The organism is Olsenella uli (assembly GCF_901212675.1).
In the GTDB taxonomy this organism is placed as follows: Bacteria; Actinomycetota; Coriobacteriia; order Coriobacteriales; family Atopobiaceae; genus Parolsenella; species Parolsenella uli_B.
In genome coordinates this window covers 79,636-94,591 of record NZ_CAAKOQ010000036.1, presented here as the reverse complement: position 1 = coordinate 94,591, position 14,956 = coordinate 79,636, and the positions used below count along the sequence as shown (strand labels likewise).

Annotated in this window: 14 protein-coding genes; 11 read left to right on the top strand and 3 right to left on the bottom strand. The window is 65.5% G+C overall.

Features of this window, described 5'->3' with window-relative positions:
• Positions 1-207: 207 nt before the first annotated feature.
• The 3 genes from lacB to EFAMC1_RS04995 form a co-directional block, all read right to left on the bottom strand.
• Complete coding sequence (gene lacB, locus EFAMC1_RS05005; RefSeq protein ID WP_154053214.1) at positions 208-726, bottom strand: galactose-6-phosphate isomerase subunit LacB; 519 nt, start codon at positions 724-726, stop codon at positions 208-210.
• Between the two features lie 13 nt (positions 727-739).
• Positions 740-1,168, bottom strand: coding sequence for a galactose-6-phosphate isomerase subunit LacA (gene lacA / locus EFAMC1_RS05000; RefSeq protein WP_154053213.1), 429 nt, complete (start codon positions 1,166-1,168; stop codon positions 740-742).
• 269 nt (positions 1,169-1,437) lie between these two features.
• Positions 1,438-2,214 (bottom strand): DeoR/GlpR family DNA-binding transcription regulator, encoded by a 777-nt coding sequence (locus tag EFAMC1_RS04995; RefSeq protein ID WP_154053212.1) that lies wholly within the window; start codon positions 2,212-2,214, stop codon positions 1,438-1,440.
• Positions 2,215-2,713: 499 nt separating this feature from the next.
• Here EFAMC1_RS04995 and EFAMC1_RS11205 point away from each other — a divergent pair, with 499 nt between their 5' ends.
• The 11 genes from EFAMC1_RS11205 to EFAMC1_RS04935 all read left to right on the top strand — a co-directional run bounded on the left by EFAMC1_RS11205 (position 2,714) and on the right by EFAMC1_RS04935 (position 14,896).
• Entirely contained in the window at positions 2,714-3,679 is a 966-nt protein-coding gene (locus EFAMC1_RS11205) for a PTS mannose/fructose/sorbose transporter subunit IIAB (protein WP_261981776.1), read from the top strand.
• A 117-nt stretch (positions 3,680-3,796) separates the two neighbouring features.
• Positions 3,797-4,612, top strand: a complete 816-nt coding sequence (locus tag EFAMC1_RS04980) for a PTS mannose/fructose/sorbose/N-acetylgalactosamine transporter subunit IIC (protein WP_154053211.1) — start codon at positions 3,797-3,799, stop codon at positions 4,610-4,612.
• Entirely contained in the window at positions 4,612-5,442 is an 831-nt protein-coding gene (locus EFAMC1_RS04975; RefSeq protein ID WP_154053210.1) for a PTS system mannose/fructose/sorbose family transporter subunit IID, read from the top strand. Before EFAMC1_RS04980 ends, EFAMC1_RS04975 begins: the two co-directional genes overlap by 1 nt.
• A 149-nt stretch (positions 5,443-5,591) precedes the next feature.
• Entirely contained in the window at positions 5,592-7,094 is a 1,503-nt protein-coding gene (locus tag EFAMC1_RS04970; RefSeq protein WP_154053209.1) for a sulfatase-like hydrolase/transferase, read from the top strand.
• Between the two features lie 495 nt (positions 7,095-7,589).
• On the top strand, positions 7,590-8,414 hold the full coding sequence (locus EFAMC1_RS04965) for a DeoR/GlpR family DNA-binding transcription regulator (protein WP_154053208.1): 825 nt from the start codon (positions 7,590-7,592) through the stop codon (positions 8,412-8,414).
• A complete protein-coding gene (locus EFAMC1_RS04960) occupies positions 8,411-9,220 on the top strand; it encodes an HAD family hydrolase (protein WP_154053207.1) in 810 nt (269 codons plus the stop codon). The genes EFAMC1_RS04965 and EFAMC1_RS04960 overlap by 4 nt, the downstream gene beginning before the upstream one ends.
• A gap of 404 nt (positions 9,221-9,624) precedes the next feature.
• Entirely contained in the window at positions 9,625-11,472 is a 1,848-nt protein-coding gene (locus EFAMC1_RS04955) for a glycoside hydrolase family 35 protein (RefSeq protein ID WP_154053206.1), read from the top strand.
• A 3-nt stretch (positions 11,473-11,475) separates the two neighbouring features.
• Entirely contained in the window at positions 11,476-11,940 is a 465-nt protein-coding gene (locus EFAMC1_RS04950) for a PTS sugar transporter subunit IIB (RefSeq protein WP_154053205.1), read from the top strand.
• 284 nt (positions 11,941-12,224) lie between these two features.
• Positions 12,225-13,139, top strand: coding sequence for a PTS mannose/fructose/sorbose/N-acetylgalactosamine transporter subunit IIC (locus tag EFAMC1_RS04945; protein WP_154053204.1), 915 nt, complete (start codon positions 12,225-12,227; stop codon positions 13,137-13,139).
• The gene (locus EFAMC1_RS04940) at positions 13,126-13,962 is read left to right on the top strand and encodes a PTS system mannose/fructose/sorbose family transporter subunit IID (protein WP_154053203.1); all 837 of its coding nucleotides are present in this window, start codon (positions 13,126-13,128) and stop codon (positions 13,960-13,962) included. Before EFAMC1_RS04945 ends, EFAMC1_RS04940 begins: the two co-directional genes overlap by 14 nt.
• Positions 13,963-14,137: 175 nt before the next feature.
• On the top strand, positions 14,138-14,896 hold the full coding sequence (locus EFAMC1_RS04935) for a hypothetical protein (protein WP_154053202.1): 759 nt from the start codon (positions 14,138-14,140) through the stop codon (positions 14,894-14,896).
• The last annotated feature ends 60 nt before the right edge of the window (positions 14,897-14,956 follow it).

Here is a 14,956-nt window from a genome sequence, read left to right as displayed (position 1 = left end):
CCGGACAAGATAGGGCGTGGGGCCGGGCGCCGAAAGGCCAGGCGAGGAAATTACGGGCCGAACCCCCTGTGGCGCCATTGTGGAAAGGGGCCGGTGGCATCCTTTCCACCGGCCCCAATTCGGGTGAGCCATCAATCTCAGCCAGGGCGCGCCTACCGCTTGGCTTCATAGGTGCGCGGACCGCCCGCCGTGAGACGACCCGACCTGCTAGTCGTGATACTCGCCGCGGTCCCACTTCTCGAGGAACTCGTCGAAGAAATGCGGGTCGGCCTGGGCATGCGGGTCCGCCTGGTTGACGGCGTCGATCTTGGCGACGAGGGCGTCGTGCTCGGGCGTCTTCTGGTACTCGGCGGCGAGGAACGCATCGACGATGTCGGCAATGAGGAACTCGCCGGTGATCTTTCCGCCAAAGCCGAGGACGTTGGCGTTAAGCGCCTTGCGTGAGTAGACGGCGCTGGCCATGTCGCGGACGAGCGCGCAGCGTGTACCCGGCACCTTGTTGACCGCGTTGGTGATGCCCACGCCGGTGCCGCACATCACGACGCCGAAGTCGGCCTTGCCGGAGGTGACCGTCTCGCCGACGCGCTTGCCGTAGATGGGATAGTGCGTGCGGGCGTGGTCGTACGTGCCGCAGTCGATGACCTCGTGCCCAAGCTTCTTGAGGTGGTCCGAGAGGGCCATCTTCTCGTTGGTGACGATGTGGTCGCAGCCAATGGCGATGATCATGGATAACTCCTCCCTAGGCCATCTTGTTGAGCATGTCGACGCGGATCTGGTGGCGCCCGCCGGCGTATGGCTCGCGGAGGAACTCGTCGACGATGCCGCGCGCGAGGTCGGGGCCGACGAGACCGGCGCCCATGGTGATCAGGCGCGCGTTGTTGTGCTGGCGCGTCATGTAGGCGCTGCGCTCGTCGGAGCACTCGCAGGCGATCATGCCCTTGACCTTGCAGGCGGTCATGTAGCTGCCGGCACCGTAGCGGTCGAAGGCGAACCCGAGGCTATCGGGGTTCTCGAGTAGGTCGTGGGCGACGGCGAGCGTCGAGTCCACGAAGTCGGCCGCCGGTTCCGGAGTCTTGTCGACGACCTCGTGGCCAAGCTCGTGGAGGTACGCGGCGACGACCTCCTTGAGGGACGTGCCCTCCGCGTCCGAACCGATGACGATTCTCATGCGCGCTCCTCTCTGGTGAGATTGCGCGGCCGGCGACCGCTGGGTGGCCGGCCGTGGCTCCATCGATTGGGAGTGTACACGCTTGGGTGTTCGAATAGATAAGAACTCGACCAACGGTGAACGAATTAGAACACTTACTATCGCTTTCGCGGGTAGGCCTGCGGTGGGACGCGGGGCTCCGAGTAGCGTACGTTCGAGAGCGCTCGCAGGCATATCCCCCGTCAGATGGCTCGGGGCACTGCTCTTGATTGTTGCCCCGGCGCATCGCCCTAGCAGACAACTCGGCAGTACTGCTCGACCGCCTGGCGCTGGTCTGGCGCGATACCCCCGTCCGTGAAAACGTTATCGATATTGCGGAGTTCGTAGAATGCCGAGAAGTCGCGCCGTCCGAACTTGCTTGCGTCGGTGACGACGTAGCGGTTGTCGGCAGCGTCGAGGGCGGCTCGCAGGATGCGACCGGCCGCCATCGTGTGGCCGAAGATCTGGGTGCCCAGAATGCCGTTGGTTCCCACGAAGGCGCGGGCAAGCCCAAGCGTGCCGAGCGCGTCCTCCGCGAGCGGCCCCACGAAGGCCATCGTCGTTTTGAGGTACGAGCCGCCGATGAGGCAGAGGTCCCAGAGACCGCTGTCGTACTCCGGGTGGGCGACGAGCAGCGTGAACACGGCGAGGCTCGAGGTGACGATCTTGAGCGGCTCGGCGGGCAGGTGCGCCACCATGGCCTCGCACGTGGTTCCCGTCCCGAGGTAGATGGCGTCGCCCTCTTCGATGACGCTCGCCGCCAGCGTCGCGGCATGGTCCTTCTCCGCGGCGTTGAGCTCGTGCTTCTCCACGTGGCTGCGCTCATGCCTGACGAGGGTCTGTCGTACGCCTTTGCTGCGCGCCCCGCCGTGGACGCGTTCGATGCGCCCCTGTCCGTCGAGCTCGTCGAGGTCCCTGCGCACCGTCATCTCCGAGATGCCAAGCTCGCGGGACAGGTCGCGCACCGAGATGGCCCCCCGCGCTTCGCACAGGGCGACGAGTGACTCCTGCCGCTCACTCTTCAACATGTCAACCACTCCCTAGATGCCCATTGTCGCACCGGCCCCGCGCTGGCCTCGCGTCGGACTCGATGTCCCCTCGCCCCGGTCGTGTCAGACTCGAGCCCCCCAACGGCTCCGCGTCCCCTCGTGCCGTCCTTGCGCCCCATTCCAATCCATCTTGCATGATGCGGTGCATACGTTTGCGCACAAATTCATACCGCTCGCCGGCCCGCTGACCTATCTTTGTCCGACAGCGGTTGACGAACAACTTCACACATTTTAGAACGTAGGGGAATAGAAACGCACAATTATGAACACATCGACGGAATCGGAGACGGGGTTCGGCCAGGCTTTGCCGAGAGTCCAAGCGCCGTGGATCGCGAGGGGCGCGCAGGGAGACCCCAATATCCCAGAGGTTACGTATGAGGCGGGGGAGGTGAGTGTCTCCCGCTACAAGGAGCAGGCAATCGCCGAGGTGCGCAAGGCGCTCGGCGCGAGCAAGGAAGGCACAGGGAGAGGAAGCCATATGAGACTGGGAGTGATCGTTGCGAGTCACGGGGACTTTGCCCGTGCGGCTCTTGGCGCCGTCGAGATGGTGGCGGGCAAGCAGGCCGACGTCTACGCGCTCGGGCTTGCCGCAGACACGTCGCTCGAGGACTTCGAGGCCGAGTTCAACGCCGACTACGACAAGCTCAAGGCCGAGTGCGATGACGTGGCGGCCATCTGCGACATCCACGGCGGCACGCCGTTCAACGTCATCTCCCGCGCCCTCGCGAGCGGCAAGGACATGATCGCGTTCACCGGCCTCTCCATGCCGGTCCTCATTGAGCTCATGCTCACCCGCGATCAGCTCTCGGGCCGTGCCGACATCCGCAAGCTCGTGCTCGCGGCCCACGCGCAGACCCTCGGCGAGATTCGCCTGCCAGGCTCCGAGGAGTCTGGGGACGGCAATGCGGCCCCCGCGCCCGCAACGAAGACCGACGCGCCCGTCCACTCCGCGGGGGAGGGCATCGGCAACGTCCGCATCGTCAACATCGACGACCGCCTCATCCACGGCCAGGTCGCCACGACGTGGATTCCCGACTACGGCGTCAAGAGCGTCATCATCGTCTCCGACAAGGTTGCGAACGACCCCGTCCAGAAGTCCGTCGCCGGACTTGCGGTCCCCGGCATCAAGGTGACCGTCTTCTCCGTGGACAAGTTCATCCACGCCCTCACCAAGACCACCATCAAGCGACCGACGATGGTGCTCTTCACCAACTCCGTGGACGCCCTGCGCCTGCACGACAACGGCCTGCCGTTCACCTATCTCAACGTCTCCGGCATGCGCTTCAACGAGGAGCGCCACCGCCTCCACAAGAACATGTCCGTCACCCCGGAGGAGAAGGACGCGTTCGAGAGGCTGCTCGACGAGGGGGTCGAGTGCTGGATGCAGACGACGACGCGCGACACCAAGGAGCCGGTCGCCGAGCTGCTGAAGAACTACGCGTAGCCGGGCAGGATGCTGCGCGCGAGGTGACGCCGGGCGATGCCCGGGCACCCCTTGCCCCGGTCGGTGCGGGCCGCGCCGCGGGGAGACGTTTTGGAAAGGGAAGAAGAAGGAGGAGCCATGATTCAAGCGCTGTTGCTCGCGGTCTGGGCGGGCCTGTGCACCTGGGACCAGTATGGTCCCCACCTCGGATTCAGAAAGCCCCTGCTCGCCTCAGTGGGCGTGGGCATCATCCTCGGCAACCTGCCGCTCGCCATCATGATTGGCGCCACGATGGAGCTCATGTGGCTCGGCGTCAACAACATCGGCGCCTACGTGCCGCCCGACGTCATCTCCGGCACCATCGTGGGCGCGTCGCTCGGCATCATGTCGGGCACTGACACCGCCAGCGCCATCGCGCTCGCCGTCGCCATCGGCGTCCCGACGGCCACGCTCGTCCAGCAGCTCAACATCCTCGTCATGACGACGAACATCACATTCCTGCACGGGGCCGACAAGGCCGCCGAGTCGGGCGAGTTCAACTCCGTTGACAAGTACTTCTGGGCTGCCGCCTGCTGCTTCTTCCTGACGCGCGCCGTCCCGGTCTTCATCGCCACGGGCATCGGCTCCTACGTCATTGAGGACATCATGGCCTTCCTGCAGAACCAGGTGCCCTGGGTGCTCTCCGGCTTCTCGACCGCCGGTGGCGTCATGCCCGCCGTGGGCCTCGCGATGCTGCTCACCATGATGATGAAGAAGGACATGTGGATTTTCCTCGTGCTCGGCTTCGTCTTCGCGGCCTACATGAGCCTGCCCACCGTGGGCGTCGCCCTGCTCGCCGCCGCCGCTGCCGGCGTCTACGACCTCATCATCGAGGGCCAGAAGAAGGCGCCTGCCATCGCGGCCGATACCGTGACCCCTGCCGGCGACAACGATGACGAGGAGTATGATCTCTAATGGGAAAAATCTCAAAGAGCACGCTCAACAAGGTCCTGCTCAGGACCCAGGCCTGCCAGTTTGCCCACAACTACGAGCGCATGCAGAGCCTCTCCATCACCTACTGCCTCGAGCCCGTCCTGAAGGAGCTCTACAAGGACCGCCCGAAGGAGGAGCGCGTCCACGCCCTCCAGCGCCACCTCGAGTACTTCAACACCCACCCCATCGCCATCCCGTTCATCCTCGGTATCGCGACGGCGCTCGAGGAGACGACCGACGAGGACCACAAGGACACAGTCGTCGGCATCAAGACCTCGCTTATGGGTCCGTTCGCCGGTCTTGGCGACTCGCTGCTCAACCTTACGTGGTTCCCGATCGCCGGCTCCATCGGTGCCTCGATGTGCGTGAACAACGGCTCGATCGTCGGCCCGATCGTGATGTTTCTGCTCATCAACCTGCTCTACTGGCCGCTCAAGTACTTTGGCCTGCACAAGGGCTACGAGCAGGGCATGGCGCTCGTGGAGAAGGCCGGCATGGCCATCTTCGACCGCCTTGGCAACCTCGCCAACGTGCTCGGCGTCATGGTGACGGGCTCGCTCGTCGCCACGGCGGTCAAGCTCAAGCTTGGCATTAAGTTCGCCTTCGGCGAGGGTGACCCGCTCGTGATCCAGGACCAGCTCGACAAGATCCTGCCGTGCCTGCTTCCCGTGGCCGTGACCTTCATCTGCTACCACCTCCTCAAGAAGGGCCAGGGCAAGAACTCCGCGCAGATCATCGTGGGCATCATCGTGATCGCGCTCGCCTTTGCGGCGCTCGGCTACTACGTGCCGGCGCTCAAGATCTTCGCGTAAGACGCGTCGCCGTGGCCGTCCGCTCCTGCATGGGGTGGGCGGCCCGGCTCTCCGGGGCCGACATGGCACGTGCCACGCCGGTCCCGGAGAGCCGTGTGCCGCGCAAGCCATACCGTGTGCCTCGCAAGCCGTCGAGAGAAGGAGCTCACATGAGAGCCGTGCTCGTGCTCATGGACACCCTGCGCAGGGACGTCCTTTCGTGCTACAACCCCGAGACGCCGGTACAGACGCCGAACATCGACGCGTTCTGCGAGGACTCCTGCACCTTCGACCAGCACTGGATTGGCTCGGCTCCGTGCATGCCGGCTCGCCACGACATCCTCTGCGGCCGTCCGACCTTCCTCGAGCGCGCCTGGGGACCCATCGAGCCCTACGACGTGACGCTGCCGCACTGCCTGCGCGATGCCGGCTGGTACGCGCACATCACCACGGACCACTGCCACTACATGCGCACGGGCGGCGAGGGCTACCTGCAGCAGTTCAACACCTGGGACTACCATCGCGGTCAGGAGGGCGACCCGTGGGTCTCGCAGATCGACGACCCCTCCAACATGCCCGAGACCCACTACGGCCGCGTGCGGCGCCAGTACCAGCTCAATCGCCAGATGTGGCCCAACGAGGAGGACATGCCAAGCCCCAAGACCTTCTCCTCGGCCTGCGACTGGCTCACCGAGAACAAGGGCAAGGACGACTTCTTCCTCATGGTCGAGGCGTTCGATCCGCACGAGCCGTTTGACGTGCCGGACAAGTACATGGACCTCTACGGTGGCAGCGAGGGCCTCGACCGCGACTACTTCGAGATTCCGGCGTACAAGCGCGTCTCCGAGACCGACGTCGACGCTGGCGCCCTCAGGTACCTGCGCCATCGCTACCAGGCGCTCGTGACCATGTGCGACCACTGGTTCGGCAGGCTCGTCGACCACCTCAAGGAGCTTGGCATGTACGAGGACACGCTCATCGTCCTCACGACCGACCACGGCTACTTCCTCGGCGAGCGCGACTTCCTCGGCAAGAACTACATGCCCCTCTACAACGAGCTTGCCCGCCTGCCGCTCATCGTGCGCTTCCCGGGTGGCGAGCGAGCCGGCGAGCATGCCGGGCAGCTCACGCAGAACATCGACCTCATGCCGACCCTGCTCGACTACGCCGGTGCGCCGGTGCCTGCAGGCGTGCTCGGTCGTTCCCTGCGGCCCATTGCCACAGATCCGGATGCCCCGGGCCGCGATTACGCGCTCTTTGGCTACCACGCCATGGATGTCAACGTCACCGACGGCCGGCACGTCTACATGCGCGCGCCCGTGCCCGGCAACAAGCCGTGCTACGAATATGCCGTGATCCCGACGACAATCCGCCGCATGCTCGGCTGTGACTGCGAGGACCAGATCGAGTGGGGCCGGTTCATTCCCCGCACCGACTATCCCGTCATGCGCATCCCGGTGACGAAGCTTGCCGTCGTGGACCAGAGCGACGACCCGTTGCGCGAGGTCAGCACGACGCGCCTGTTTGACCTGGAGGCCGACCCTGGCGAGGAGCGCAATCTTGCCGGCACTGACGAGGAGCTCGAGGGTCGTATGGTGGCGCTGCTCGATCGCGCGATGCGCGAGTGTGAGGCTCCCGCCGAGCAGTGGGAGCGCCTCGGCCTGGCCAGATAGCGGGCGGGTGCTGGCCATTCGGGGCAAACAGGCGTGAGATGCGGGAGGGATGGGGTTGGCGCCAGCCAGTTTTGGTTGGTGTCGGCCCCGTCCCTTGGTATAGCATGCATTCGGGCTTGAGGGTCGGCACGCGCTCGTGTTTGGGGCGTCGCATACGCTCGGGCCCGAGATTCGGCATGCCTCGGGCCCGGGACCCGGCATGCGCTCGTGTTCGTGGCTGGGACGCGGCTGGAGAGACGCCGGAATGCTGGCGGGGAGACGTGCGGTGAGAGAAATAGCCGGAAATGCACACCGACGGCGCACCTCCACTGTCCTGCCTATGGGCCGTAGGGCCCTTTTCATCGGGATGAGGAGGCCAATAGTGGCGAATTACCTTTCAACGTCCCTAAAAAGGCGACCTTGCGGGGATTCGATGCGCCTCGGGGTGGTTGCGTTTGGCTGGAAGACTGTACATTTCGGTCAATTCTTCTCATTGTTCCGTCAAAAGGGCGCACGATGACCGCCCGGGCCTTTGCGGACGAGCGTCGCGCCGCGATTCTTGACCTTCTCGAGCGCGCCTCGTCGGTGCAGGTCGCCGACCTCTCCCGCACGCTTGGCGTGTCGACCGTCACCGTGCGCGCCGACCTCGACGCCCTCGAGCGCGACGGCAAGCTGCGTCGCACGCACGGCGGGGCCGTCTCGCTCTCGAAGACGATCACGGTGTCCATCCAGGACCGTCGCGTCAACGTGAACGCCGAGGCCAAGCGCACCATCGCGCGCGAGGCGGTGCGGCTCGTCTCCGACGGCGACTCCATCCTCGTCGACTCGGGCACGACGGCGCTTGAGTTCGTGCGCGCTCTCGCACCCCTGGCCGACGTCACGGTGGTCACCGCGGACCTCACGGTGGCGGACTTCATCGACCGCAGCCTGCCGGCCGTCAACGTCATCCTGCTTGGCGGGTCAGTGCGCAAGGGGCACCGCTACCTCTCCGGCCCGCTCACCATTCGCTCTCTCGAGATGCTGCACCCAGACTGTGCGTTCGTGTGTCCCACGTCCTTCGTCCCGGGGCGCGGGTTCATGACCAACTACGCACAGATGGCCGAGGTCAAGGAGCGGTTCCTCGAGTGCGCGGCATCGAGCGTGGTGCTCATGGACTCGTCCAAGGTCGGCGCGCCCGGTCTCGTGAGGTTTGCCGGCCCCGACGCGGCAGACGTCGTCATCAGTGACGCGGACCCTACGGGCGCGCTCGCCGAGGAGCTTGCCGAGACCGGAACGAGGCTCATACTTGCAGGGGAGGCGGACGGTGAGGCTCCCGAGGAGCCGGAGGCGAGGACATCATGAGGCTCATCCTGACAGACATCGACAGCACGATCCTCCCCTGGGGACAGGCCGAGGTCTCCGACCGCATGCGGGCGGCTTTCCACGCGGCGCTCGACGCCGGGCACGTGGTGGGAGTGGCGAGCGGCAGGAGCCACACGTGGTTGCCCCGCTTCTTTGGCGGGGACGACGCCTGTTGCGCCACGGCGGTGGCCACGAACGGCCAGGAAATCTACTGCAGAGGCGAGCTCGTCTGCGAGAAGGCCCTTCCGGCGGAGGCGCTCGAGGACATGCGGCGCGTGGTACGCGCCTGGCCCCATGCCGGTATGCTCTGCTTCGAGGGCTCGACGCCCCTGCTCGTGGAGGGTTCGGTCGAAGAGCTTGCCCCCATCTTTCCCGGCTACGCCAAGACCTGCGTGCCCTCGACGGACATCCCGGCCACGCCGGTCATCAAGGCCAACGTCTTCGTGCCGGGCGATGTGACCGAGCAGCGCTACCTTGCGGAGGCCATCATGGCCGAGGTGCCGGCCCTCGATGTCGACCTCGCGCGCCCGAGCTTCTCCAACGTCATGCCCCATGGCTGGAATAAGGGCACGGCGGTGGAGTTCCTGCGCGACCGCCTGGGCGTGGCCCCCGACGAGGTCTTCGTCTTTGGCGATGCCGACAACGACCTGCCGATGCTGCGCGCCGTCAAGAACTCGGTGGCCGTGGCCAACGCCACGCCCGAGGCAGCGGCGGCGGCGCGCTGGCACATCGGGGATGTGCGCGACGATGCCGTGGCCCAGGCGATCGAGGCCCTCGCGAGGGAAGAGTTCCCGTTCGACAGGTGAGGCGGGACTTCGCTTGACGGCCGCCCGCGTCGTCTGCGGCTCTGCGCCCCTGCGCACGCGGTGACTGGTGCGCCGCGGCAGGATTCCCGCCCGCTCCCTCACCCTTATTGTGACGCGCCCGCGCGAATACCACAGTTCGGTCTCGGACGGCACCAGAAACCGCCACGCGGCAAAAACATACCTTTCACGGGATAAAACAGACCAGTTGCGACTTCTCAACGCACAGGACACCCCCGCGTAACGTACTATCCACATGGCCGCTTAATATATTAAGCAGACAACTTGCTCAACGATGATGAGTACGTTACCGGAATTACGTACTTCACCTCGGAAGATGGGGTATGACTTCGATAGGGTGGCGCCACGGGGGCGCAAATCCCAAAGATGAGAGACGGGGGCAGACGATGGTAAACCACGCGTACACGCAGGGCGAGAGCCACAGCTTCGAATTCGACGAGCACTTCCTGCTCGACGGCGAGCCCTTCAAGGTGCTCGGCGGTTCCATCCACTACTTCCGCGTTCACCCGACCGACTGGCACCGCTCGCTCGCCAACCTCAAGGCCGCGGGCCTCAACACGGTCGAGACCTACGCCGCTTGGAACATGCACGAGCCCCACGAGGGAGAGTTCGACTTCTCCGGCCAGCTCGATATCGCGCGCTTCGTGGACGAGGCGGCCGAGCTCGGCCTCTGGGCCATCGTGCGCGTGAGCCCGTTCATATGCGCCGAGTGGGAGTTCGGCGGCCTTCCCGCGTGGCTGCTCCCCAAGCGCAACATGCGCATCCGCTCCAAGGACCCCAAGTACCTCGCCCAGGTGGCCGCCTACTACGACCACCTGCTGCCCCAGCTCGTCGAGCGCCAGGTCACGCACGGCGGTAACATCATCATGATGCAGGTGGAGAACGAGTACGGCTCCTACTGCACGGACAAGGACTACCTGCGCGCCATCCGCGACCTCATGACCGAGCGCGGCGTGGACGTCCCGCTCGTTACCTCCGACGGACCCTGGCGCGCCTGCCTGCGCGCCGGCTCGCTCATCGACGACGGCGTCCTCGCCACGGGCAACTTCGGTTCGCACTCCGCCGAGAACCTCGCCGCCCTCAAGGCCTTCCACGCCGAGCACGGCCGCACCTGGCCACTCATGAACATGGAGTTCTGGGACGGCTGGTTCAGCCGCTGGGGCCAGCCCGTCAACCGCCGCGCCGCCGACGACTTCGCCCACGACGTGCGCGAGTGCATGGGCATCGCCGACGGCATCTGCCTCTACATGTTCCACGGCGGCACCAACTTCGGCTTCATGAACGGCTGTTCGGCCCGCCGCGAGCACGACCTGCACCAGGTCACCTCCTACGACTACGACGCCCCGCTCAACGAGCAGGGCAACCCCACGGCCAAGTGGTACGCGCTGCGCGACGTCGTGCGCGACCTCTTCCCCGACGCCGAGACGGGCGAGCCGCTCACCAAGGGGAGCATCTCGGCCGCTCCGGCCAAGCTCACGGCCAAGGTGGGCCTCTTCGACACGCTCGAGTCCATCGCCGAGCCCATCCGCTCGCAGTTCCCGCGCCCGATGGAGGACCTGGGCCAGGCCTATGGCTACACCCTCTACCGCACCTACGACGAGGCCGACGCCGACGAGATAAAGTACCGAATCATCGACGCCCGCGACCGCGCCCAGTTCTTCATGAACGGCGAGCTCAAGGCCACGCAGTACCAGGAGGAGATCGGCGCCGACATCATGGCGAGCCCCTCCAAGCCGGTGGGCAACCGCATCGACGTGCTGGTCGAGAACATGGGTCGCGTCAACTATGGCGCCAAGCTCCTGGCCGACACGCAGCACAAGGGCATCCGCACGGGCGTCATGGCAGACCTGCACTTCCTGACCGACTGGGAGCAGTGGTGCCTGCCCATCGACAACACCGACCACATCGACTGGGGTGCGGGCCACGCCGCGGGCCAGCCCGGCTTCTATCGCTACGACCTCGAGCTTGCCGCCGGCGCGCTCGGCACCGAAGAGCAGCCCAACGACGCCTACCTCGACATGCGCGGCTTCGGCAAGGGCTGCGTCATTGTGAACGGCGCCAACGTCGGGCGCTTCTGGGACCTGGGCCCGATCCGCAGCCTCTACGTCCCGCACGGCCTTCTTCGCGAGGGCGCCAACGACATCATCGTGTTCGAGACGGAGGGCGTCTTCGCAGACGTGCTTCCGCTGAGTTCGGAGCCCGTCATCGACGAGGTCCCGGAAGGGGAGGAGTAACCCATGATTGTTGGAGTTCGCATCGACTTTCGCCTCATCCACGGCCAGGTGGCCAACCTCTGGGCCAACGCCAAGCAGGTCTCTCGCTTCATGGTCGTTGACGACCAGCTTGCCACCGACGATATGCAGAAGCAGGTCCTGAGGATGGCCTGCCCAGCTGCCGTCAAGCTCTCGGTGCTGCCGCTCGAGAAGGCCTCGGCCAACATCCAGGCCGGTAAGTACGACGCCCAGCGCCTCTTCATCCTCGCCAAGAAGCCCGAGACGCTCCTGCGCCTCATCGAGAGCGGCGTGCAGCTGCCCGAGATCAACGTGGGCAACATGTCGAGCCTGAACGAGGTTAAGCGCGTGGGCCTCAACATTGGCATGGATGAGGGTGACATCGAGGCCTTCAAGAAGCTCCAGGAGAAGGGCATCCGCATGTATGCCCAGATGGTGCCCTCCGACACCCCGTCCGACTTTACCGTCTAGCGCACATTCGCGCATGACCTGCCGCGCGGGTCGCCTCTCCCGCGCGGGCACATGAGACTGCTGCGATGCGTCGGTTCAGTCCCTGTGCTTCCGAGAGGTACACCTTTTGATACATGGCCACGACCTGGGAGACCGTGGCCCTGTGACAGCGCAGGGCACCTACGTGGGGGCTGCGCGGTACTGCGCGGGGCGTCGGACCCCGTGACTCGGAATCCGATGCCCCGTGGCACCACGGCACTGTTCTTTGCACGTGCACGAAAGGGAAAGGAAAGGGAGGTAAGTCTATGTTTGCCTGGTGGCAGATCCTCTTGCTTACGCTGTACTCGGCGTACCAGATCATGGACGAACTCGGGCCCTACAGCTCCGCGGGCCAGGCGGTCTTCGCCGGCCTCGTCTCGGGCCTCATCATGGGTGACATGGTCACCGGTCTCTACATCGGCGGCTCCATGCAGCTGATGGTCCTCGGCGTCGGCACCTTCGGCGGCGCCTCTCGCGTCGATGCCAACTCCGGCACCGTCGTCGCCACGGCCTTCGCCGTCGGCGCCGGCATGCAGCCGGAGCAGGCGCTGGCCGCCATCGGCGTGCCGGTCGCGGCGCTGCTCGTCTACACCGACATCCTGGCGCGCTTTGCCAACACCTTCTGGGGTCACCGTTGCGACGCTGACGTCGAGAAGATGAACTGGGGCGCCTTCAACGTTCACTACCTGCTCGGCGGCGTCTCCTGGATGCTCTCCCGCTGCCTGCCGATCTTCCTGGCGCTCGTCTTCGGCCAGGGTCTCGTCGAGGTCGTCGTGAACGCCCTCAACAGTGACTTCGCTTGGCTCGCCAAGGGCCTCACGGTCGCCGGCGGCGCGCTGCCCGCGGTTGGCTTCGCCATCCTGCTTCGCTACCTGCCCGTCAAGAAGCACGCCCCGTACCTGCTGCTCGGCTTCACGATCGCGGCGCTCTTCTCCACGGTCTTCACGAGCATCAAGGTCGTTGCCAGCGACGTCGCCACCATCGGCGCCTCCGACGCAGTGGCCTCCGTGCTCGCCAATGCCGGCGTGACGCTCAGCGGTGGCACCTTCAACACGCTGTCCATGCTGACCATCGCCCTCATCGGCCTTGCGCTCTCGCTCATCTACTACCGTAACAACCAGCAGGCGCCTGCTATCGCCGCTGCCTCGAGTGTGGAGGAGGACGACGATGACGAGCTCTAAGCTTCCGAACGGCACCACCGGCTACAAGCTGACCAAGGCCGACTTCCGCCAGATCAACATCCGCAACCTGGCCGCCTTCCAGGCCGGTTGGAACTACGAGCGCATGCAGCACTCCGGCTACCTGTGGATCATGCTGCCGCAGCTCATCAAGATCTACGGTGACGGCACCCCCGAGCTGAAGGAGATGGCGCAGGCCGAGTGCTCGCCCTTCTTCAACACCTCGAACTTCTTCAACACCATCGTCACCGGCATCGACCTGGCCCTCCAGGAGCAGGACGGCGTCGCCTCCAAGGACGCGGTCGCCGGCCTCAAGACCGGCCTCATGGGCCCGCTCGCCTCGATCGGCGACTCGATCTTCGGCTCGCTGCTCCCGACGATCTTCGGCGCGCTGGCGGCCAACATGGCCATCGCCGGCAACCCGCTGGGCATCCTCATCTGGGTCATCGCCAACATCTTCGTCGACTGGTTCCGCTGCAAGCAGACCTACATCGCCTACGAGCAGGGCACCAAGCTCGTGACCACGATGAGCGACAAGCTCAACTCCATCACCGACGCCGCCTGCGTCATGGGCGTCTTCATGGTGGGCGCGCTCGTCTCCACCAACGTGGGCATTGTGTTCTCCTGGGCCCCCGAGATCGGTGGCGTCGCGGTCGACGTGCAGAACATCTGCAACATGATCCTTCCCAAGCTCGTCCCGGCCTGCCTCGTGGGCTTCGTGTACTGGATGCTCGGCAAGAAGGGCATGACCTCGACCAAGGCGATCTTCGTCGTCCTGATCCTCACCATCGCCCTCGGTGCCCTCGGCATCATCTCCAAGGGCTAGGCCTCGGTCCTGGCCTGGTTGCGGCGCCGGGTTACGCCCCGGCGAGGGTTCGGCGCCGCAGTCTCCCGCTCTACAATGGGCTCCGGCTTGGGCTCTGCCCGCCGGGGTCCATTGCCATTTTTCGGCCGCGCCCGCTTGGGCGGCGTCGCGTTGCGTCACAGACGAAGGGATGCGCATGTCATTCGAGATGAAGCCGGAGGCGGTGGCCTTCATCATCCTGCTCGTGGCCTACTTCCTGGGCAGCGAGTTTGCCCGCAGGCACACGTTCTCAAAGTTCGAGCGCACGTTCCAACGCGGCGACTTCGACGAGTGCCTGAGGCAGCTCGACGGCGTGCCGCTGCGCATCTCGCAGCCGCGCTACAACCAGCTCATGATGCGCTTCAACGTCTACCTGGCGCTCGACGACACGGCCAAGGCCTCCGACATGCTCGACATCCTGCTCAAGATGCGGCTCTCCAAGAAGCAGCGCACGGTGCTCATGCTGCGCGCGTTCAACTTCTTCGTCGAGAACGAGGACAAGAAGCGCGCCAAGTCCGCCCTGGACGAGCTTGGCAAGCTCGAGGTGGGCGACGCCATCCTCAAGGACTGCCAGCGCACCTTCGACATCCTGTGCGCCAAGGGCTACGGCTACATCGACGAGATGACTGCCGAGCTCGAAGGGGCCAACGAGGAACAGAAGCTGCGCCTGTACTTCCTGCTGTCCGAGCAGTATGCCAACAAGGGCAGCAAGGGCGAGGCCAAGCGCTACCGCGAGCTGGCCAAGAACGGCATGGAGCGGCTCATGAGTCGCGTGGTCGACGATGCCTCGAAGAAGGCCGAGGCAGAGCGGGCCGTCACCGGCGAGGCGACCGACGCCGAGAGCCAGGAGGCCGCGCAGGCGCTTGCCCGCGAGCGCATGGAGAAGCTCAAGCGGCTCGACCGCACGAAGCGCTAGCAGAAGGGGCGTCCCACGGGGCGCCCTTTCTTCGTCTTGGACCTCTGCGCGGGCGTGCAC